This is a genomic window from Pseudobdellovibrionaceae bacterium (genome assembly GCA_023898385.1).
GTDB lineage: Bacteria > Bdellovibrionota > Bdellovibrionia > Bdellovibrionales > UBA1609.
Genome location: CP060220.1, coordinates 134,958 through 155,772, shown reverse-complemented (window position 1 = coordinate 155,772; position 20,815 = coordinate 134,958). Strand labels below are relative to the sequence as shown.

The following is a 20,815-nucleotide window of genomic DNA, read 5'->3' as shown; positions in this document are numbered from 1 at the left end:
TTGCTGTGACTGCGAAGGACAGACTACCACAAAATGTAATTCGGGTACGCCGAAATGCGGGATCTTTCTTGTCAGCATCTATTCTCTGCGCCCCATGACCTGAAATGTGATTGCATGTTGAAAACGACATACCGTCTTCGACGCAGAGTGATCAGGTTTAGGACCTGGAACCCTAACTATGCCAAAAGGGCTCAAGGCCCCTCTTTTTCAATTGGTCATTCAAAAATGCCATATCAAGCTGATCTTTCACTTGTGGCAATATATTAGAAATATCTTGAAGATGTTTGCTGGATTTTCCTTCGCGGTAAAACTCAAGCTTTCGGATGATCAAGTATTCGGGTGGCGCCAGAAACAAACCCCTCCCCTCAGATACAACGATGCGCTTGGTTCTTTCAAAGGCCCACTTGTGTAGCTCATCTCCCCCTTCAAGATAAATATCAGCCTTGAAGCCCGTTGAATGATGAATAAGGCTGAAGTGCCCGTAGGGCCTACGGCGCATTTCAATGAGAATCACTTCTTCAGGGGGGCAGTAATATTCGGCCAATGGGAAGAGTCGTTCAAACTTTTTTACGTCGTCTGCATCAAGATGGATTACTATGTCTATATCGTGAGTTAACCGGGGCTCGCCATAAAATATGGCTGCAACTGACCCCGTAGTCATATACTTGAACCCTGCGGATTCTAATTTTTCCACGAATATCCAAATAGGGTCAGGTGCTAGCATACAGAAATATCTTTCTTAACTCAGCGTTGAGCTCGGCCTCGGTCCAATGAGGATGCCTTTGCTGCAAAAAGGATCGCTTCATAGACCAAGCCACTTCCCTAAGATGAAGAGCCTGCTGCCATTTCTCGGCAAACGACATTTTTGAGAGCGCAGCTTTGCGATGTTCTTCAGCTTGGGTCAAATGATCGGAAATGTGTGGTGCCGATTTTTTCAAAACCGCTTCCCTAAAATGGGGCGACCGATGGGGCTCGAACCCACGACAACCGGAATCACAATCCGGGGCTCTACCAACTGAGCTACGGCCGCCACATGCGTGATTTGAGCCTTCCCTTATATTGAAAACCGTCAAAAATCGCAATGGAAGAACTCGGTGTGCGGCGCATTATTGGCTTCGGGCTTCCGTTGGATTATCTAGTGGCTGGTTTCACTACATTTTGGAGGCCTTGATGAAAAATTTAATTCGCATTGGTTTTATACTTATTTTACTAATTGGCGCAGCCATCGCATTTAATTGGTTCGGACTTGGCCATAAGGAGTCGACCACTCACCCTGATGACACCGTCTCAGAGACGGAGTCCACTTTGGACACAGACTCTGAATCTGACATGAACTCTGATATGGGTTCTGGCGTAGACTCAGGCATGGGCTCTGACATAGATTCAGGCATGGGCTCTGACATGGATTCAGGCATGGGCTCTGACATGGACTCAGGCATGGGTTCTGACATGGATTCAGGCATGGGTTCTGACATGGATTCAGGCATGGGTTCTGACATGGACTCAGGCATGGGTTCTGACATGGATTCAGGCATGGGTTCTGATATGGATTCAGACATGGGTTCTGACATTGGCTCAGGCATGGACTCTGACGTTGAATCAGACACTGACCCTGAATACGAGAATCAATAGTCGCCGGTGTCCACTTTCACTTTGTTGCCAATACACTTGTCGGCTTGAATCGCCGGCAAGTGGATCTCGTCCGCCCACATGCCGTTGGCGTTGACTGCCTTTGGGCACAACCGAATTTTTCACCCCCCCGCAGGTGGCCACAAGTTCGGTCAGAACCAGTTGCCAATAACATATGATTGCCCAAGCGCTTCTGCGGCGAGTGCAGCAAGTAATGAAATTTGCATTCGTGCTGCGGCGGAGACCTAGTCTGATCCAGTTCGGTGGCTTCACGACATGAACGACATAGTAACATCAAAAAATTCGTAAGAAATTTGTCAAATAAATTCAAACTGGTGAACACATGACTAACCCCTATATTTTCTTGATCTATCTGAGAATACGAATTTAATCTGCCGTCGCATTGGCAATGACCGCGATCATTCAGGCAAATCTGCTATAGGTTGCTTCCACGATAAGACCTGTGTATTTTTAAAAATTTGGTTCTTGTTGCCGCCATATACACATGCACTTGGTAAGTTTTCAGCGGACTGTAAATCATTAAAGTAGTCAATCGCCTTTATCCATTCACTTTGAAATGTAACGCCACTTTTGATTTCAATAGGAAATAGCTTGGAGCCTCGATCAATAATTAAATCGACTTCTTTGCCTTTTTGCGAGCGCCAGAAATACAACGAGGGCTCTTCGCCCCGATTATAATAGTGCTTAAGATACTCGCTTACCACCCAATTTTCAAAAATCGGTCCTCTTAGTGGGTGAGACTTTAGATCGTTCGCGTTTTTTATGTTTAATAACCAACACAATAATCCTGTGTCGTAAAAGTACAGCTTAGGCGTTTTTATAATTCTTTTCGAAAAATTCTTAAAATGTGGTGGGAGAAAAGTCGTAATAAAACTTACGTTCAAGGTCGAAAGCCATGACTTTGCAGTGGGTTGAGTTACGCCCGCATCATTGCCCAAAGACTCATAGTTAATCAGTTGGCCCACTCGGCCGGCACATAACCGAATAAATCTCTCAAACGCAACCAGGTCTCCAATTTGCAAAACTTCTCTAACATCTCGTTCAACATACGTTTGGAAATACTGAGAATGCCATTCGCCAGGATTTAGATTTTTATCGTGTATCCTTGGGTAACCACCTTGAACAATAACTTCTTCCAATTCGGCGTCATGGGCATACTCCGACCAGCTTAGAGGCAAAAGTTTTAAAATTCTTGTTCTTCCGGCGAGTGTTTGGGCCACTTTTTCCATTAATAAAAATTGCTGTGAACCCGTTAATATAAATTTTTGTGTGCAATTGGGCTCGTCAATAATGCCCTGTATGTACGACAAAAGCTCGGGGACCCGTTGGACTTCGTCGATAATAAGGTTCCCGTGGTGATTTTTAAAAAAAGCGAGTGGATCTTCCAACGCGATTTTTCGAATGTCAGGCTGCTCTAATGAGACGTAGTTAAACTCGGGAAACAAGGCCCTTGAAAGGGTTGTTTTTCCCGATTGCCGCGGGCCCATCAATACAACTACAGGGTATTTTTCTAAGGCCGCAATAAAATTTTTAGAAATATCACGAGCGTACATCATTGAAAATGCTATTCTTTTCTGGCCTGGGTGTCAATCCAAATTCCAACTTTGGATTAGAACCAGTCGGCGAATTGATGTCGCAGGGCCCATAAAGTCTATTCCAGCGGTTCCAGAAACGTCTATGTTGATAACGGCCATGCCACTCAGGTCAACGCCTTGCCGAAAATGAAGGATCGGCCTAACGGCCTTTCACGTTCGTGATTGTCCGAAACAAAGGTAGAAACGCCCAGTAAAGCCATGGAAACATGGGTTCTGACATGGATTCGGGCATGGGATCTGACGTTGAATCAGAAACTGACCCTGAATACGAGAATCAATAGTCGCAGGTGTCCACTTTCACTTTGTTGCCAATACACTTGTCGGCTTGAATCGCCGGCAAGGGGATCTCGTCGGCCCACATGCCGTTGGCGTTGCAGCGTCGGCGCACACACCGCACTTGTGGCAACTCACCCCGACAGGCCTTGCTGCCCTTGGGATTGCCCACACACTCCCATGAGCACTGATTGAACGAAGCCGTGGGTTGACTGCAAATGAAATTTTCTGGCGCCGCTGGAGACTTGGTTTTCTTAAAACCCGCAGATGTACTGGCCAGGCCACGCTCTAACCTCGCCGAGCCTGAATCAACAAAGCCCTGTTTTTTAAGTTGATCCAATTCTTTGGCCTTCATTTTGTAAATGGGAGTCATATATCCTTGGGCCACAAATTCGCTCAGCTCATCCTCTGTAAACACACTGGCTGGAGATTTGGTCACAACAAAGCTTGAGCTTTCTCCGTTTTTCACTTCAATTTTTTGCTCGCCATCCCGACTGGATAGTTCCACCTGGCCTTTCAGGGTTTGGACCTTCGTAACGGCACGATCACCTTCTGTGTGATTAACAAAAAAGTCGGCTCCGGCTCCACCGACCACGGCATGCTTGGTGCGCACCTGAAATTTGTTTTGCCCATCAGCAGTTTGGTTGCGCACTTTACCTTGGAATAAATCCAAAAGCTGATTCCAAATATTTGATTTTTGTTTTTCAACAATGCTCAGTCGAATCACGCTATTTTCAAAAATCAAGATTCGACTACCATCATTAAAATCCACCTGAACTTGACCACCTATTTCGGTCTCGATCTGGTCAAGTGTGTGAATGGGCATATTTAGTTGAACGCTTGATTTTTTCCCCTCCCCGACACTCACCCAGCTCTGTCCCGAGACCGCCGTCACCGTGCCGGCTATGTCACCTTGTAGGGGCAAATGTTCTAACTTTTTCAATGATGCGGGCATTCGGTCCGAAGACTTCGTAGACTTTTTGCTTTCTTGTTTCTTGCTTGAAGCCGCCACCCGGCAATGCATCGGCAGGGGTTTTTTCGGCACACATTTGGCCTTTGCACAACTTTTCAGCTGCTCACCTTGTTCGCATTTTTGAGTGTAAAATTGTACGCTCTCTTGCTGTTCACAAGGGTCACATTCTACAGGGGGGCACAAACACTCACCCTGAGCAGATGCAAAAACTGGCCACAACATCCCGGAGAATGCCACACCCATCAGGGTTTTAAAAACTAGACCTTTTCGAGTAGTGAATCTTGCCATAGCAATTCTTTTAACGGCATTTTTCATTGAAAAGTTAAGGCTGTGGTGAAAATTCTCAAACACTTGCCACAAAAAAGTCGGCATACTGCCAAGTGGCCGTGACTCGCGACTTGTCAAAGCGGGACTCAAGGGACTAAGATCAGGCCGCCCACTTCTAAGGAGTTCTTAAATGCGGCATTCATTTCAGTTTGGATTACTGGGCCTATTGATAGGTCTTATTGGCCTTCCCCCTTCGGCTCAGGCTTTTTATTCTCATTTAACTACAGGCGATATTACTCCCACCGGAAAATTTGAAGGACTGGCCGAGACCCAAATCCTCACATCCAATCAAACCGGAATTAACATCACGGGTCGAATTGACTATGGCCTGGGCGATAGTTCGACGTTGCGAGGCCTGCTTGGGTTTGGATACACCGACTATCAACTAGGTGGCTTCTACAAGTGGGTGCCCTTTCCAGACACAGAAACTCAACCAGCTGTGGGGATTCTCGCCGGAGTTTTAGTGGCAAAACAAGATGATGTCACCGAGGTGTCGCTTAGGGCTCACCCTATGGCGAGTAAAGTTTTTCCAAGCGAAGTGGGGCGATTTAACGCTTACCTGGCGCTGCCACTTGGTATTCGCAACAGCAACGGCGGCACGGATGCCACAATGCAAATGGCCATTGGCACTAAGTTTAACAATCCAGAGTGGAATAAATATTTTTGGTATGTGGAAGCCGGAATTAATATCGTAAACGCGTCTTCTTATATTAGCTTTGGGCTTAAAACATCACTTGATGATGATTTAGGCTTTAAAGGGGAATAAAAAAACCCGACGCTATCTGCGTCGGGTTTTCGTCGTAGCCTCTAACTTGGCTTACGTTTTTCGATTAATCTGTTTCTTTATAGTCGGCATCAATAACGTCTTCGTCGTTACTATCAGCAGACGCCTGAGCTCCACCGCCTTGACCCGCACCGCCTGAGTTCTTCTGTTTTTCATAAAGCGAACTGCTGAGCGAATGGCTTATTGAAGTCAATTCACTTTCTAGGTCTTTCAGTTCAGCAAGAGCCGCATTGGCCTCAATGGCTTTTCTAGCTTTAGCCACCAAGTCCTCAGCCTTCTTCTTGTCTTCAGCAGAAATGTCTTTCTCGTTATCTCGAACGAGTTTTTCTGTCTGATAGGCCAAGTTATCAAGGTTGTTGCGAGCCATCACTTCGTCACGACGTTTTTTGTCGTCTTCAGCATGAGACTCTGCATCTTTCACCATTTGGTTGATTTCGTCCTCAGAAAGACCTGACTTCGCAGTGATCTTAATGGCTTGTTCTTTACCAGAGCCAAGGTCTTTGGCCGACACATTCAAGATACCGTTGGCATCAATGTCAAAAGTCACTTCGACCTGAGGCACACCACGAGGTGCTGGCGGAATACCCATAAGCTCAAATCGACCCAATGATTTATTGTCGCTAGCCATTTCACGCTCACCTTGCAGCACATGTACATCCACACTAGGTTGATTGTCTTGCGCTGTTGAAAACACCTGTGATTTTCGAGTGGGGATTGTGGTGTTACGATCAATAAGCTTGGTCATCACTCCGCCTAAGGTTTCAATACCCAACGATAGAGGAGTCACATCTAAGAGCAGAACATCTTTTACATCACCGGCTAACACACCACCTTGAACCGCAGCACCAATGGCCACAACTTCATCGGGGTTCACTGAACGGTTCGGCTCTTTCTTAAAAAACGCTTTCACTGCTTCTTGAATTTTTGGAATTCGAGTTGAACCACCAACCAAGACCACTTCATCAATGTCGGCTGAAGTCATACCGGCATCTTTAAGTGCTTTTCGGCAAGGCTCCATGGCACGTTCCACTAATTTTTCTGTCATTTGCTCAAACTTCGAACGAGACAATTTTAAGTTGAGATGCTTAGGACCGGATTGATCGGCTGTGATAAATGGCAAATTGATGTCTGTGTCTTGACGTGAGCTCAATTCAATTTTTGCCTTTTCAGCAGCTTCTTTTAAACGCTGAAGGGCCATTTTATCTTTTGTCAGATCAATGCCTTGATCTTTTTTAAACTCATCAACAATCCACTCTAAGATGGTCGTATCAAAGTTGTCTCCACCCAAATGGGTATCACCATTTGTGGCTTTCACCTCGACAACATTGTCACCCACTTCGAGAATGGAAATATCAAAAGTACCACCGCCAAAATCGAAGATGGCAATTTTTTCGTCTTTCTTTTTATCTAATCCGTACGCCAAAGCGGCTGCCGTGGGCTCGTTGATGATCCGCTTCACATCAAGACCAGCAATACGACCCGCATCTTTGGTCGCCTGCCGTTGGGCATCGTTAAAATAAGCCGGCACAGTGATCACTGCCTCAGTCACTTCATGACCCAGGTAATCTTCAGCTACCTTTTTAAGCTTACCCAAAATAGCGGCTGAAATTTCTTCTGGGGTGACTGTTTTGCCCTGAACATCAAAGGCACAGTCATCTCCTTTTTGCACCACTTTATAAGGTACAAGTCTAAGCTCTTCACCCGCTTCACCAAATCGACGACCGATAAATCGTTTGGCCGAATAAATTGTATTTTCAGGGTTAGTCACCGCCTGCCGCTTGGCCGTTTGACCAACAAGTTTTTCTCCGTCCTTGGTATATGCCACAACCGAGGGGGTTGTTCGCCCACCTTCTTCGTTGACCAATACTTTAGGCTCTCCGCCTTCCATAATCGCCACACACGAGTTTGTGGTCCCAAGGTCAATTCCTATGATTTTTCCCATGGATATTCTCCCATTTAGTTATCCTTAGATTACAAAACCAAGATGGGTCCTATAATTGTGAGGTCAAGGTGAGAAAAAAAAGTACCTGCTTCCCTTTGTGGCGACAGTGCGTCAGGCGAGCCGCCCCCTCCCTCCAAGCACGGGCCATCGGCGCCGGCAAGTGGCCCGTGCTTGGAGGGAGAAAACAAGTCTATCTTTTACTACTAAAACATGAGGGTTTCTTGCTTCAGGGTCTTTCTCAGCGCTCGAAACTTTTTGGGGCCCAAAAGTGTGTTGAGGTCTTGATCCAGCACCCTCTGCGTGATTTTTTTAGCCACAAAATCTCTGAGTTCTTTAAAAAATGTCGCTAGATCACTCCCACGTCGCTCAAGAATGACCGCGTCCAGATATCGATGACCTGCCAAAAAGTAATGATGGACATCATACAAATCTCTTCCCGCGATTAAATTGTACTTCTCGTATCGCTCAAGTAGAGCCACCAACTTATTGGCAAACATGGTTTCGATGGTCTGGCAGTAAAATACCCGATCAATATCAATGAGCTGCCTCGGCTCGTATTCATTCGATTTTGGTGGAGGATAGGACATATCAATCTTAATAGTGTTTCGCTTTCTTTCATCAGCCGGGTATCGCAAAAAATATTGGGGTATGGTTTGACTCTTTGACTTGATGGTGAGGTCAAGTCTTTTGAAAATAGCCTGCAGATAATGATCTATTTTTTTGAACTCTCCCTTTTTGACTTGACCTGAAATATCAAAATCCAAGTCAACGGAGAATCTATCCAAATACCCGAGCATAGCGGCACACGTGCCTCCCTTAAACCGCAAGACATCGGCAAGATATGCGTCGTCTGCAATTTCAGTGAGTAGGCGATATAGCCAAGCTTTGTGAATGGCATCTTCAGGTTTAGGCAGAAACACGATATCCCATCTCCTTTTGCAAGGCCTTAACCTTTAACCGCTTTATGGCCTGAATATCGTCCAAATAAACTTGTGGATTAAAATAAAGTAAGTCAGACAGTGCTCTTTGAGGTGTTGCCACGTTGACTCCATTACGTGCTTCAATACCAACGGACTGATAAAGGTACCGGTCCTGCAGCTGACGACATTTATAATGATGACCCGCGATTTCGAATTCCGTCGAGAGAGAACTCACGATGGTGATATACGGCTGTATCTGGGTTATGACACCGGCCTCAACTAAAACGGTTTCTGTGCTTACATAGGCGTACCGATGAAGGGCTTTGACCCCTATGAGCCAAGGGTCCAACTGATGAAGGGGCTTTATCGAGTACATGCCCTTTTGGATCCGGTGCAAAACACCTTTTTGGCAATAGCGTTTAATCGTTGTGTACAACGTATTTTCATTGGTGACGCCCCACAAATTGGCCAAGTCGCCCGTATGGTAAACCAAACCTCCGTGGGAGTAGAGTGCCTCAATTTTATCAATTCGCCCAGTTTTCATGCTCAATTATCCTGTACAATTATGTACAGGATACCATGACATTATCATAAAAAGTACCTGCTTCCCTTTGTGGCGACAGTGCGTCAGGCGAGTCGCCCCTCCCCCCCCCAAGCACGGGCCATCGGCGCCGGCCCGAGTGGCCGCATGTCGTCTTCGGATTGCGTCACTGCGTGCCGCAACCCGGATACGCCATGCACATCGGGAGGACGCCTATGGCCCGTGCTTGGGGGGGGGAGGGGCGACTCGCCTGACGCACTGTCGCCACAAAGGGAAGCAGGTACTTTTTATTTAAACCGGCCGAATAGACCTTTTTCGTCGGCGACTTCTTCGCCCTTTAGTTTTGCGATCTCTCGTAGGAGGGCTTCTTCTTTTTTTGATAGCTTTTTTGGTATCTCTACTTCTACTTCAATCAATATATCTCCCCGGCGGCTGGAGCGAAGACCCGGTAGGCCTTCTCCCGTGAGTCGCAATACATCGCCAGAAGCTGTGCCGGCGGGAATTTCTACCCTGGCTGCGTCTTCCAGTGTGGGGATTTCGATTTCAGCACCAAGCAATCCTTTAAGATAAGATATTTTCTGATGCACAACCAAGTGCTGCCCTTCGCGCTCAAAGCGCTTGTCTTTTTTAACTCGCACTTCAACATAAAGATCACCAGCTGGACCACCTAGCTCGCCGGCCTCTCCCTTGCCGGTAAGTCGAAGCTGCGTGCCAGTTTCAACACCTGCAGGGACTTTCACTGAAAGTTTACGGTGAGCTCGTACACGACCGCGACCATGACAGTCATCACAGGGGTCTTTAATGATTTGTCCCTCTCCGGCACAATTTGGACACGTGGTAGCTACAGAGAAAAAACCCTGTTGCCGCACCACCTGACCAGTGCCTCCACATGTGGCACAGTATTCAGGTTTAGTGCCGGGTTTAGCTCCCGTTCCTGTACAAGTTTGGCAAGGGGCTTCGGCATCAAATTCAATTTCTTTTTCGGCGCCATTGAGCACATCTACTAAGGTCACTTCAAGAAAGTAACGTAAGTCTGCACCTCGACGGGCCCGGTGCCGTCCACCACCGCCGCGAGTGCGACCGCCCCCAAAGAAGTCTCCAAAAATATCGCCAAAGGCTCCGAAAATATCGTTAAGATCTTCAAAGTGAGGCCCCGCACCACCGGCACCGCCAAGGCCCGCCTCGCCGAAGCGGTCATAGCGCGCCCTTTTATCGGCATTTCCTAGTACTTCATAGGCCCTGGCCGCCTCCTTGAATTTTTCTTCTGCGGCTTTGTCCCCTGGATTTTTATCGGGATGATACTGCATCGCAAGCTTGCGATAGGCTTTCTTAATAGTATCCTGATCCGCGTCACGATTGACGCCCAATACGTTGTAATAATCGGTGCTCATTAAAAATCCTGAAAGTTTAAGGCCTTAGCGCAAAACTCGGCCCCAATGTTGAGGCAAAATCGTACACACCCTTAATATGAGACGCTCACGGCAATTGGCAAGGTAGAAAGTGGGGGTAGGAATATCCAACAAAATTTCACGGCTCACACCCAAGTAACCAGGCCCAGCAAGGTCAGTTCTGCTCCGGCGGAGAGGTTTGCTGATGGGACTTTTGTTTTTCTTCGGCCAGTACCTTTTCCACTTCGGCGAGGCGTTCTTTGGCCCTGTCAAGAAATCGATTATCGGGATTTTTGTTTATAAAATCTGTTAAAACGGCTTTCGCCACCAAGGCTTGCCCGGTCTGCGTATAGATACGGCCCACAAGTGAATAAACCCAGTTAGGTGCGCCGTTCTCGACGGCCATCAGATACAAACTGGCTGCTCTTTGAGCATTGCCTTCTTCGATCAGAAGATGTGTTGCCGCACGAAACAACAGCCGCCATTTAGTAGGAAACTGTTTAACACCTTTTTCATAGATACCAGTGGCTCCCTTTACATCATCAGAAAGAACACTCAAACTCACGCCGCCAAGCTCATATAGTTCGTAAAACTTTGGTGTAAGGTCTGTCATCACATCTAACATTTGATAGGCCCACCCTTTTTCACAATCGGGAGTACGATTTAGACCCGTTCGAGGTTCGCCTGGCTTAGCTCTGTTTTGCTGACAAATCCCAAGATCTTGCACTAATCGCAACCAAAGAGAATCAACGATCATGTCATTGTAACCAAATGTAAAATAGACCAATTGAGGATCAGGCGCGACCAGTTTTGGCTGGGTCGGTAGCGCGATCATTTCTTTGTTCAAATTCATCCATATGGCGATGCCTCCCCAAATAGGTATCAAAAACAGTAATATGGTTCGTTCCCGCAATTTTTTCATAGAATCAATCGTATAAAATAAAAAAAAGAGGCACACTAATGGTGCCTCTTTTCTTATTACGTATTCAAGTAAAAATTAGATCAATCTGGAATACCATCTTGTGGGTTTGCTATCACTTTTTGATCATTAATAGACCAAACATCAGTTACAGCTCCACCAATCGACCCTTCGGCACCCGCCAAGAAACTATTTGCAGCGGTAGCGGTCACTACAGTACCAATTGCCGCACCACCACCAGTACATTTCGTACCATATGTTGCATCGGCGCAAAGTCCCAAACTGTCAAATAGGCCTGTAGCTGTACCAGTTACAGGTGGTATTGCCGGCGGAAGGTGATCTGCCGTAAAGCCTACGTTGTAAATCAAAGTACCAGCAGGAGAGTAACCTTGAATGCCCATGTCACTTGTGTACGTGTCCCACTCAGCAGAAAAAGCTTCCATAGTGGTGTACAAGCCACCCAAGTTAGCTTTAGCTTCAGACTGGCGCGCCTTTCTTTGAAAACGCTGATACTGCGGAATGGCCACAGCACTTAAGATACCAATGATCGCCACAACGACCATTAACTCGATTAACGAGAAACCCTTATTATTTTTCATTCTTCCCCCTTACGGTCTTGTTAATTAAACTAATAAACATGTTAATTAGTTAAATAAGTTTTTATACGAACAATTAAAGTCTACATGACAATACTGCGGGGTCAAAGCCCGATTGATTGGTCAAAAGACCAGAATCATTGATGTTTACCTTGAAATTTTCGTGAATGTTTCGTGACAAATCGAGATCAAATCAATCTTGTGCCGAGATTCACCCTCCCCTATAGGGGGCATTGTCTCAGTCTGAAACACGGCTCTTACGAATGAAAAATTCAATTATTTTTAAAATATGAAAAATCTGTGAAACTACTGTCCCATTGTGAGACTGGCTCTATTCGATTTGAACCCCTGTAGTCCTCTGGCAATGGGCCTCAAGCCTCGACTATGGTCGAGATCCGGGGCCCATTGTCGATGTTGCCAATCGACTCTCTCACCGGATTTTCTAGCTCGTGCCATTTTCCCGCCCCCCCCCCTTCACTGGGTCCGGATCTATGCGGCCACTCCTCCTTGACCATTGGAGCGTCCGATTTTTCTGGCTCAATGCTCAGAACCTACTCTCCCCGGTGGTTTGGTGATATGCTGTTTTCATGAAATTGATGTCAAAAAATCTTATTCCTTTGGGTGCCGACAATAACCACGCCAGCGGCTCTGATGATGGCTTTGGCACGGGCACGCAGACACTCACCCGCCCGAAGACGCGCAGCAGAGAACCTTCTTTATATAAAGTGGTGATATTGAACGATGACTTTACGCCTATGGACTTTGTCGTACACGTGTTAGAAAAGTTTTTTCGAAAGACCCCGCCTGAGGCCACAGAAATCATGTTGGCCGTGCATAACAAAGGGGCCGGGGTTGCTGGCGTGTTTAGTTACGAACTGGCCGAAACGAAAGTTTACCAAGTGAATGATTATTCCAGACGTAACCAACACCCGCTTAAGTGTATAATGGAAAAGGCATAAGCTGACGGCTGAAGGAGGCTTACGATGCTCAATCCAAAACTTGAAGAATCTCTAAATACCGCCGTTCAACTGGCAACAGATGGTCGACATGAATATGTCAGCCTTGAGCATGTCCTGTTGGCCCTTCTTGAAAACAAAGAGGCGCAACAGATTTTGCGGGCGTGCGGGGCCAATATCAAGCGCCTTCGCTCGCGCCTTGAAGAGTTTCTCACAGACAAGTGCCCCCATCTTGAAAAGGAAGTGGTGGCCCGCACCCCCGACTGGAAACCTGACTTGACCTTGGCCTTTCACAGGCTTTTGCAACGAGCGGCCATTCAAGTACAAAGTGCCGGCAAACAAGAAGTCTCAAGTGGCCACCTGCTTGTGGCGTTATTTAGCGAACCCAATGCCTTTGCCACCTTCTATTTATCTGACGAGGGTGTCACCCAATTTGATATTATAAACTATATCTCGCATGGATCGGGTGAATGGCAAACCGACGACTTGATCGATGAAGAGTTCGACGAGGACAGCGACGATGACCTAGCCGCCGATGGCTTACCCAAACAACTGCCGCCGGGCACGCAAGGCTCACCCCTTAAGACGTTCACGCAAAATCTCAACGACAAAGCCTTGGCTGGCAAAACGGACCCCCTCATTGGACGAGAAGATGTGATTGAGCGATGTGTTCACGTGCTTGCAAGGCGAACAAAAAACAATCCTCTCCTTATTGGGGAAGCCGGTGTGGGAAAAACGGCCATTGCCGATGGCCTCGCCTCACGTATCGTTGAAGGCAACGTGCCTGACAGTTTAAAAAATGCGGTCATCTACTCTCTTGACATGGGCGCCCTATTGGCAGGCACGAAGTATCGGGGTGATTTCGAAGAACGCCTTAAAGCTGTTGTGACTGAACTTAAAAAACAGCCCCATGCCGTGTTGTTTATTGATGAAATTCACACCATTGTGGGAGCCGGCAGCACCTCGGGTGGATCAATGGATGCTTCAAATTTATTAAAACCAGCACTGGCTGATGGCAGCCTCAGCTGTATTGGCTCCACCACCTACAAAGAGTATCGCAATCATTTTGAAAAAGACCGCGCTTTGGCCAGACGATTTCAAAAAATTGACGTGCGCGAGCCCAGTACCGAAGACTCCGTTCAAATTTTGTTGGGCCTAAAAAGCCGCTATGAAAAACACCACCGTGTGCAATACACGGACGGTGCTGTAAGGGCCTGCGCGGAGCTTGCGGCAAAATACATTCATGGTCGACAGCTTCCCGATAAAGCCATTGATGTGCTCGACGAGGTAGGTGCCGCAAAGAGAATTAAGTCGGGATCTAAAGCGAAGGTGATTGTTCGCGTCAGCGACGTGGAGAAAGTGGTCTCTGCCATTGCCCAGGTGCCGGCACAAACGGTGTCCGCGTCAGATAAAACTAAATTGCAATCGTTAGAATCTGACTTAAAACAAGTGGTGTTCGGACAAGATGCTGCCATTGATAAACTCACCACAGCCATTAAGCTTGCGCGCACGGGCCTTGGCAGATCAGACAAACCCATTGGCTCCTACCTATTTGCTGGCCCCACCGGTGTGGGAAAAACCGAAGTGGCAAAACAACTGGCCCACCAACTGGGTGTGCAGTTTTTGCGATTTGATATGAGTGAGTACATGGAAAAACACGCCGTCTCAAGGCTTGTGGGTGCTCCTCCAGGATATGTGGGCTATGAAGAAGGTGGCCTTCTCACTGATGCCATCACGAAAACACCTTATGCCGTTGTCTTGATGGATGAGATTGAAAAAGCCCATCCAGATCTTATTAACATCTTACTGCAAGTCATGGACAGCGGCCGACTCACTGACTCGAACGGAAAAACCGCCGATTTCTCAAATGCCATTTTGATCATGACTAGCAACGCCGGGGCCTATGAAGCCTCAAAAGGGTCGATGGGTGTGCTTAAAGAGCCCAGTTCGTCAAAATCCTTGGAAGCCATTAAAAAATCCTTTCGCCCGGAGTTTCTAAATCGCCTTGACGCCATCGTTGAATTTAAAGAACTTCAACAAGACATGTTAATCCAGGTCATTAAAAAATTCATTAGCGAGCTGGCAGATCAACTGAAGCAAAAAAGAATTGAACTTAAAGTGTCTGATAGTGCCGTGGAGTGGCTATTTAACAAAGGCCACGACCCCGCTTTTGGCGCCAGACCCTTTGCGCGCACAGTGGACGAGCACATTAAAAAGCCCTTGGTGGACGATATTTTGTTTGGCCGGTTGCAAAAAGGGGGGCTTGTCAAAGTTTCGACTAAGAACGGGTCACTCCATTTTGACTTTTAACCGGCGTTTTCATAACAATAGACCTTGACTTAAAAAATCCCCAACTCATATTGGCGGAGATCGTATTTGTTAGCGAAAACAAAAACGATGGTTTTTAACCCATCCTCAAGGAGGATTTAACATGTGGGCTAAATCGAAAACTGTGTTCTTGTTTCTGGTTGTGAATATTTTGGTGGTCACGACCATCAGTATCACTTGGAGCTTTATTAGCGCTGCACTCGGCCTGCAAAATGACTACTACACTTACATTTTAGGGTTTTCATTAATTCTAGGCATGGGTGGTGCCTTCTTCTCACTTTTTGCCTCTAAGTTTATGGCAAAAACTATGATGGGCGTGCAAGTGGTCGACCCGCACGTAAGCGATGTGCGCTTACAAGGGTTGGTCCAGAGCGTTCACAACTTGGCAAAGGGAGCTGGCCTTCCTAAAATGCCAGAGGTGGGCGTGTATGATAGCCCTGAGGTGAACGCTTTTGCCACGGGCCCATCCAAATCCAACTCTTTGGTAGCTGTTTCCACAGGATTATTGCACAAAATGGATCGAGATGAGCTTGAAGGTGTATTGGCGCACGAAGTGGCCCATATTGCCAATGGCGACATGGTGACGATGACACTGATTCAAGGAGTCATTAACGCCGTTGTGATGTTTGCAGCTCGTGCTTTAGCTAATGTGGTCGCTGGGCAAATGGATCGCGATGCCGGCCCCTGGGTTCACTTTGGCCTTGTGTTTTTATTCCAAATCGCTTTTGGAATTTTAGGTGCCGTGGTGGTGAACTACTTCTCAAGACACCGCGAATACCGAGCCGACCGCGGGGGCGCACAGCTTGCCGGTACAGACAAAATGGTTTCAGCTCTGCGCTCGTTGATGGATACACAAACTCTCATCGAGCCTGATCAACAGGCCATTGCCAGTTTAAAAATTTCTGGGCGCAGTCGAAGTGCGTTGGCCTTCCTATTTTCGACTCACCCTCCTCTTGAAGAACGAATTGCTCGCCTGCAGCAATACCGATAGAAATTGAGATTAAAAGGCCAGCGCCAGCTGGCCTTTTGTCCATTATTTATTTTCAAAAAAGACCAGGTACAGTTCTCTTCGCGCCCTCCTTGAGGTCCACCTAAAGCGCAGCGTACAATGTATGGATGCGCTTATTACTTTCCACAGCCTTGGCGTTTTCTATTGTACTTGGGTGTGCCACTTCCCCGAAAGTGGTGATGCCGCCGGCACCGAAAAATCTGCCTCCAGAATTTGAAATCACAGAACGCAGAAGTCCTGATCAAATGGATGTACTTTTACTTGATCTTGAGCGCCAGTCTAAAGATAAACCCACAAAATGGTGGAGCCGCTACCGAAGAGCCCAACTTTGGCAAAAAGACCAGCCCCAAATATCATGCGGGTTATACAGTTTGCTGTCAGAAGAAAGTGAGTTTCCGCTAAGAAAGATGGCAGCCCTACGCGCCTACCAGGTTTGTGAGAAGCTCTCCCCTGCCGTGACCGAGGTGGCCGGATTATCCAGTAGTGATCCTGAACCCTGGATGAAAGATCTCGTGCTCGATATTGAACTTGACCATGCCCGCCTGCAAAAAAACTCAGCTCGTGAAATGGAATTACTCATTGAAAAATCAAAACTCAACCTGCCCCGCGAACTAAAAGTGGACTACACTAAAGAGGCTCTAGCCATTGCAACGCACCTCAAAAAATCAGACCTTGTCAATGAGTACACTGAGCGACTCCACAAATTGGCTCCGCGATTAAAGCCAAACCCCGATCGTAGTGATTTTCTAGAAGTGGCCTATGATTTTCGCCGAATCAGAAATTTCCCAGCAGCTCGGAAGTACTATTTTAAAGTGATCACCTCAAAACGGTTTCCCGCTGTGGACAAAATCAAAGCCCTCAAAGGTGTGCGCGCCACCTACAAGATCGAACGCAACGACAAAAAGTATTTGGAGGCCACAAAAAAATTGGCCAAATACACACAAGCCCTCTTTGCAAAAAAGAAATCGCAAACTCATACCCGACTCTATGTGGATGCCTACTTGTTATGGGCCCGAACTCTATGGACAAAAGATCAAATCAAAGGCTCCCAACAGGTTCTAAAGACATTGGCCAAAACAGTCCAGGGCCGTCACTCGCTAATGGAGGCCTACTGGATACGCGGAAGAATGCTTGAAGAGAAACAAGATTTTGCAAATGCGCTTTGGTGGTTTAATAAAGCCCTTAAAGAACCAAAGACAGACGCAGAACTCTTTGAAAAGTTACAGTGGCTAAAGGCATGGAATTTAAGAAAGATAAAAAGTTTTGACGCCGCTGTGGATCAGTACAAAGAGTTAATCGCCACCACCGAGAGCGATTTTAACCGCTATCGCTATATGTTCTGGCTCGGCCGCACCTATAAAGACATGAACCAGTGGGAATTATCCAAGGTTGTATTGACCCAACTGCAATCTGAAGACCCCATTGGCTACTACGGAATTGTGGCTCGTCGAGAGCTTGACCAACCCCTTTCTGTGCTGTCGCCAAACGCCATCGATGGCCCTCGTACACCGGCCTCACTTCACACATTACCGTCTCCGCTTAACGAAATGCCGGATTCCCAGTTCATCGCTTGGCTGACGGCTGTCAACGAAGACGAAGTGGCGCGCTCTTATCTAGATGAAATTGCCAGTGGGTACAGAAAAGTCGACCCACAAGATGCTAAAGTTTGGGAATCACTTTTTAAACACTATGCTCTTTCAGGTAACTACCTCGGACTTTTTTATCAATTGGGCCAAATGCCCGCAGCAGAACGCCAACAGCTTCTTGTGCAGCACCCAGAAATCGTATTTCCCACACCGTTTGATGGTTACGTGAATGCGGCAGCCAATAAATATGGCATTAGTGCAGAGTTCATCTATGCGATTATGCGCCAGGAATCCGCTTTTAATCCACGCGCTCGAAGCCCCATGGACGCCTTTGGATTGATGCAACTTTTACCCGAGGTAGCAGCCCAATCGGCCAAAGGCACTGATGTGGAATTCACACAAGCTGAAGACCTCTATATTCCGGCCGTCAATATTCCCTTAGGTTCAAGATTCTTAAGGCAACTTTGGGATAAGTATAATGGCCAATTTATACCCGCTGTGGCCTCTTATAATGCCAGCGAAGATGCCATTGCGGGTTGGCTTAAAACCCGTTACCGGGGTGATTCACTGGAATTTATTGAAGACATTCCCTATGAAGAAACCAAAAGCTACGTGAAGCTTGTTATGAGAAACATGATTTTTTATAAAATGCAAAGCGCCCAAAACCAGTCTATCCAGTTTCCTGAATGGGCGCTCGAACTTTAACCAACAAGAATTTCTCGGTTAAGTCTCTGGTCAGCTTCATTTAAGCCAGAGATTTTTCAAAATAATCCAGGCGGTACTTTAACAACATCGGGCCAAGAATAGTGGAGAACAGCACCACCAACACTAAAACCGAATAAGCGGAAGCCGTAAATACCTTATGCTGTAAAGCATAGGATGCGAAAATAAGACCCACCTCACCCCTTGGCACCATGCCCAAGCCAATGCCCCACCGATCAAACTGAGGCCCCTTCACTAATGCTCCGGTGGCGGTCTTTGATATCACGGCAATAACTAGCAGTCCGAGAACAACCATTAGCACGTGCATATCGCCTAATACGGAAAGGTCCACTTGTGCACCAATGGCCACAAAAAATATGGGCAAAAGAATTTCAGCAATGGGCGAGAGCAAGTGTTCAATGGTGTCTTTTTGCAATTTATGACCCACTTCAAAATGCACATCTTCAAGTAAAAGCCCCGCAAAGAAAGCACCAATAATGGGCGCCATGCCCGCCATTGCAGCCACCTGGGCAAACACCAAGGCTAAAATTAAAGAAAAGGCCACCCAAAAACTTTTGCTATCATTTTTTCCAGTCAGGCGAATCATCCTTGGAAACAACAAACGACCTGCAAAGTAGCTTCCCACAAAAAAGCCACCCGCCTTTAGCAAGATCACTCCCAAATCAATAAATGAAACTTCACCACCCATGGCCACACCGGCCAACACCGTCAAAAGCAGAATGCCCATGATGTCGTCGATAACAGCCGCACCCAAAATGACCTGCGACGATGGGGCCATTAACAGTTTTCGATCACCCAACACCTTGGCTGTGATACCCACCGAAGTGGCTGCCAACGTGGCTCCAACAAACCATGCCGCCACACCGACGCCTAACCCTACTGCGGACGAGTAAAAATACCCGCCGATCACCGGCAAAATCACACCAACGGCGGCCACCACAAACGCATTCTTGCCCACCTTTAAAAGTTGGGTGAGATTGGACTCAAGGCCGACCAAGAACAATAAAAGCACCACGCCAAGGTCAGCGGCATATTTAATAAATTCACTGGATAAGAAATTATGGGTGAACTCCACATGCCACCCGAAAAGACCAAGGTTACCCAAAACTAACCCGGCTCCCAGCTCGCCCACTAACTCAGGTATCCCCACCTTCTTGCACATAAACCCAATCCACTTTGCCAGCGTGAGAGTCACCACAAGAAATAGTGTGTTTTGTTCAAAGGTCGCAGATCCGCCCGAGGCGTAGGCCACCACCGGCACCAATAATATTAAGAGCATCCATTTTTTCATAAGAGGCACCATACTCCATAGTCGGGCCAAACCGCACGCCCGAAACCATGGAAGCGACGCATCTTTAAAATTTTCTAGGGTCACGGCGAAAATCAGGGGTGCATAGAAAACAAGTGACCCGGCGGACTCGGCCAACTAACATCTAAAAGTAGAGTTTTTCTCAGGCACTGAAGCTAAACCACATGATCGAAATCATTTCACATCCATCAAATCGCATCACTTGGGCGCTATTGGCCTTTCAAGGTGGGTACGTCAATGCCGGTGGCCTTTTGTGCCTTCATCTTTTCGTCTCCCACGTCACTGGTTTTTCAACACTATTTAGCCAGGAAATTGCCGCCCAGAACTATATGAAGAGTTTTTATTTTTTATTAGTTCCGGTGTTTTTTCTGCTCGGTGCTTTTTTTAGCTCTATCTTTACGGAGGTTCGAAAAAGCAGAAAACAACCTCCCGTTTACATTCACATTTTGTTGTTGTTGGCTTTTATCTTTAGTTTGGTGGCCACCTTTGGCACTTACGGTTTTTTTGGACAGTTTGGAGAACCCTTTGGCGACCTCCATGACTTTTTGCTGTTATCGCTACTAGCGCTATCGTGTGGCGCTCAAAACGCCATCATCACCCACTATTCAGGAACCATCGTCCGAACCACTCACCTCACCGGAATCACCACAGATCTAGGAATAGGTCTTGCGAAATACTTTGTATCTAACGACAAAAAAGAAGGCCGCCTGAATCGAATGCGCATCGATTTGATCGTCGCCTTTATTGTGGGCAGTCTTGTGGGCGTTTTTGCTTTTCCTAAATTGCAGTTTTCAGGGTTTTTCGTGTCAGCTGCATTGAGCCTGCTTGTGGGTATCAAACTGTACAGCTCAAGGAAAAGTCTAATTCCTCAACCCAAGATCCCTTAGCGAAAATCATCGAAGTTCAGGCAAGCTGTAGAATTGTTTGACAGCCCACTATTCATTGGCCGAAAAGGGCCTGTCTCAGTCTGGTATTTTCCTTTAAAATCAATGACTT

Annotated in this window: 18 protein-coding genes and 1 tRNA gene; 7 read left to right on the top strand and 12 right to left on the bottom strand. The window is 46.9% G+C overall.

The window, feature by feature from the left end; all coding sequences use genetic code 11:
- Nucleotides 1-172: 172 nt before the first annotated feature.
- The 3 genes from H6626_00635 to H6626_00625 all read right to left on the bottom strand — a co-directional run bounded on the left by H6626_00635 (nucleotide 173) and on the right by H6626_00625 (nucleotide 1,030).
- Nucleotides 173-724, bottom strand: a complete 552-nt coding sequence (locus tag H6626_00635) for a hypothetical protein (protein ID USN47629.1) — start codon at nucleotides 722-724, stop codon at nucleotides 173-175.
- A complete protein-coding gene (locus tag H6626_00630) occupies nucleotides 711-938 on the bottom strand; it encodes a hypothetical protein (GenBank protein ID USN47628.1) in 228 nt (75 codons plus the stop codon). The genes H6626_00635 and H6626_00630 overlap by 14 nt, the downstream gene beginning before the upstream one ends.
- A 16-nt stretch (nucleotides 939-954) precedes the next feature.
- A tRNA-His gene (locus H6626_00625) sits at nucleotides 955-1,030 on the bottom strand.
- Nucleotides 1,031-1,170: 140 nt separating this feature from the next.
- Here H6626_00625 and H6626_00620 point away from each other — a divergent pair.
- Nucleotides 1,171-1,632 carry a hypothetical protein gene (locus tag H6626_00620; protein USN47627.1) on the top strand — a complete coding sequence of 154 codons (462 nt, stop codon included), beginning with the start codon at nucleotides 1,171-1,173 and terminating at the stop codon, nucleotides 1,630-1,632.
- Nucleotides 1,633-2,048: 416 nt separating this feature from the next.
- Here H6626_00620 and H6626_00615 read toward each other — a convergent pair whose 3' ends face one another.
- Together H6626_00615 and H6626_00610 are read right to left on the bottom strand one after the other, a co-directional pair.
- On the bottom strand, nucleotides 2,049-3,206 hold the full coding sequence (locus H6626_00615) for an ATP-binding protein (GenBank protein ID USN47626.1): 1,158 nt from the start codon (nucleotides 3,204-3,206) through the stop codon (nucleotides 2,049-2,051).
- Nucleotides 3,207-3,519: 313 nt separating this feature from the next.
- Nucleotides 3,520-4,779: a FecR domain-containing protein gene (locus H6626_00610; protein ID USN47625.1), complete on the bottom strand. Its 1,260-nt coding sequence runs from the start codon at nucleotides 4,777-4,779 to the stop codon at nucleotides 3,520-3,522.
- 169 nt (nucleotides 4,780-4,948) lie between these two features.
- On the opposite strand from H6626_00610, the gene H6626_00605 reads away from it, so the two are divergent.
- Nucleotides 4,949-5,584: a hypothetical protein gene (locus tag H6626_00605; protein USN47624.1), complete on the top strand. Its 636-nt coding sequence runs from the start codon at nucleotides 4,949-4,951 to the stop codon at nucleotides 5,582-5,584.
- A gap of 64 nt (nucleotides 5,585-5,648) precedes the next feature.
- Here the strand turns inward: H6626_00605 and dnaK are convergent, their stop codons facing one another.
- The 6 genes from dnaK to H6626_00575 form a co-directional block, all read right to left on the bottom strand.
- Complete coding sequence (gene dnaK / locus H6626_00600) at nucleotides 5,649-7,544, bottom strand: molecular chaperone DnaK (GenBank protein USN47623.1); 1,896 nt, start codon at nucleotides 7,542-7,544, stop codon at nucleotides 5,649-5,651.
- 203 nt (nucleotides 7,545-7,747) lie between these two features.
- Complete coding sequence (locus tag H6626_00595) at nucleotides 7,748-8,464, bottom strand: nucleotidyl transferase AbiEii/AbiGii toxin family protein (protein ID USN47622.1); 717 nt, start codon at nucleotides 8,462-8,464, stop codon at nucleotides 7,748-7,750.
- On the bottom strand, nucleotides 8,451-9,008 hold the full coding sequence (locus H6626_00590) for a hypothetical protein (protein USN47621.1): 558 nt from the start codon (nucleotides 9,006-9,008) through the stop codon (nucleotides 8,451-8,453). The genes H6626_00595 and H6626_00590 overlap by 14 nt, the downstream gene beginning before the upstream one ends.
- A gap of 284 nt (nucleotides 9,009-9,292) precedes the next feature.
- On the bottom strand, nucleotides 9,293-10,396 hold the full coding sequence (dnaJ, locus tag H6626_00585; protein ID USN47620.1) for a molecular chaperone DnaJ: 1,104 nt from the start codon (nucleotides 10,394-10,396) through the stop codon (nucleotides 9,293-9,295).
- 172 nt (nucleotides 10,397-10,568) lie between these two features.
- Nucleotides 10,569-11,315: a hypothetical protein gene (locus H6626_00580; GenBank protein ID USN47619.1), complete on the bottom strand. Its 747-nt coding sequence runs from the start codon at nucleotides 11,313-11,315 to the stop codon at nucleotides 10,569-10,571.
- An 80-nt stretch (nucleotides 11,316-11,395) separates the two neighbouring features.
- Complete coding sequence (locus H6626_00575) at nucleotides 11,396-11,911, bottom strand: prepilin-type N-terminal cleavage/methylation domain-containing protein (GenBank protein USN47618.1); 516 nt, start codon at nucleotides 11,909-11,911, stop codon at nucleotides 11,396-11,398.
- A 584-nt stretch (nucleotides 11,912-12,495) separates the two neighbouring features.
- Here H6626_00575 and clpS point away from each other — a divergent pair.
- From clpS to H6626_00555, 4 genes are all read left to right on the top strand, one after another.
- A complete protein-coding gene (gene clpS / locus H6626_00570) occupies nucleotides 12,496-12,867 on the top strand; it encodes an ATP-dependent Clp protease adapter ClpS (GenBank protein ID USN47617.1) in 372 nt (123 codons plus the stop codon).
- Between the two features lie 24 nt (nucleotides 12,868-12,891).
- The gene (gene clpA / locus H6626_00565; protein USN47616.1) at nucleotides 12,892-15,174 is read left to right on the top strand and encodes an ATP-dependent Clp protease ATP-binding subunit ClpA; all 2,283 of its coding nucleotides are present in this window, start codon (nucleotides 12,892-12,894) and stop codon (nucleotides 15,172-15,174) included.
- A gap of 121 nt (nucleotides 15,175-15,295) precedes the next feature.
- Entirely contained in the window at nucleotides 15,296-16,183 is an 888-nt protein-coding gene (htpX, locus tag H6626_00560; protein ID USN47615.1) for a protease HtpX, read from the top strand.
- A gap of 125 nt (nucleotides 16,184-16,308) precedes the next feature.
- Nucleotides 16,309-18,492 carry a lytic transglycosylase domain-containing protein gene (locus H6626_00555; GenBank protein USN47614.1) on the top strand — a complete coding sequence of 728 codons (2,184 nt, stop codon included), beginning with the start codon at nucleotides 16,309-16,311 and terminating at the stop codon, nucleotides 18,490-18,492.
- A gap of 40 nt (nucleotides 18,493-18,532) precedes the next feature.
- Here H6626_00555 and H6626_00550 read toward each other — a convergent pair whose 3' ends face one another.
- The gene (locus H6626_00550; protein USN47613.1) at nucleotides 18,533-19,801 is read right to left on the bottom strand and encodes a cation:proton antiporter; all 1,269 of its coding nucleotides are present in this window, start codon (nucleotides 19,799-19,801) and stop codon (nucleotides 18,533-18,535) included.
- Between the two features lie 182 nt (nucleotides 19,802-19,983).
- On the opposite strand from H6626_00550, the gene H6626_00545 reads away from it, so the two are divergent.
- Nucleotides 19,984-20,706 (top strand): DUF1275 domain-containing protein, encoded by a 723-nt coding sequence (locus H6626_00545; GenBank protein ID USN47612.1) that lies wholly within the window; start codon nucleotides 19,984-19,986, stop codon nucleotides 20,704-20,706.
- Nucleotides 20,707-20,815 lie beyond the last annotated feature (109 nt).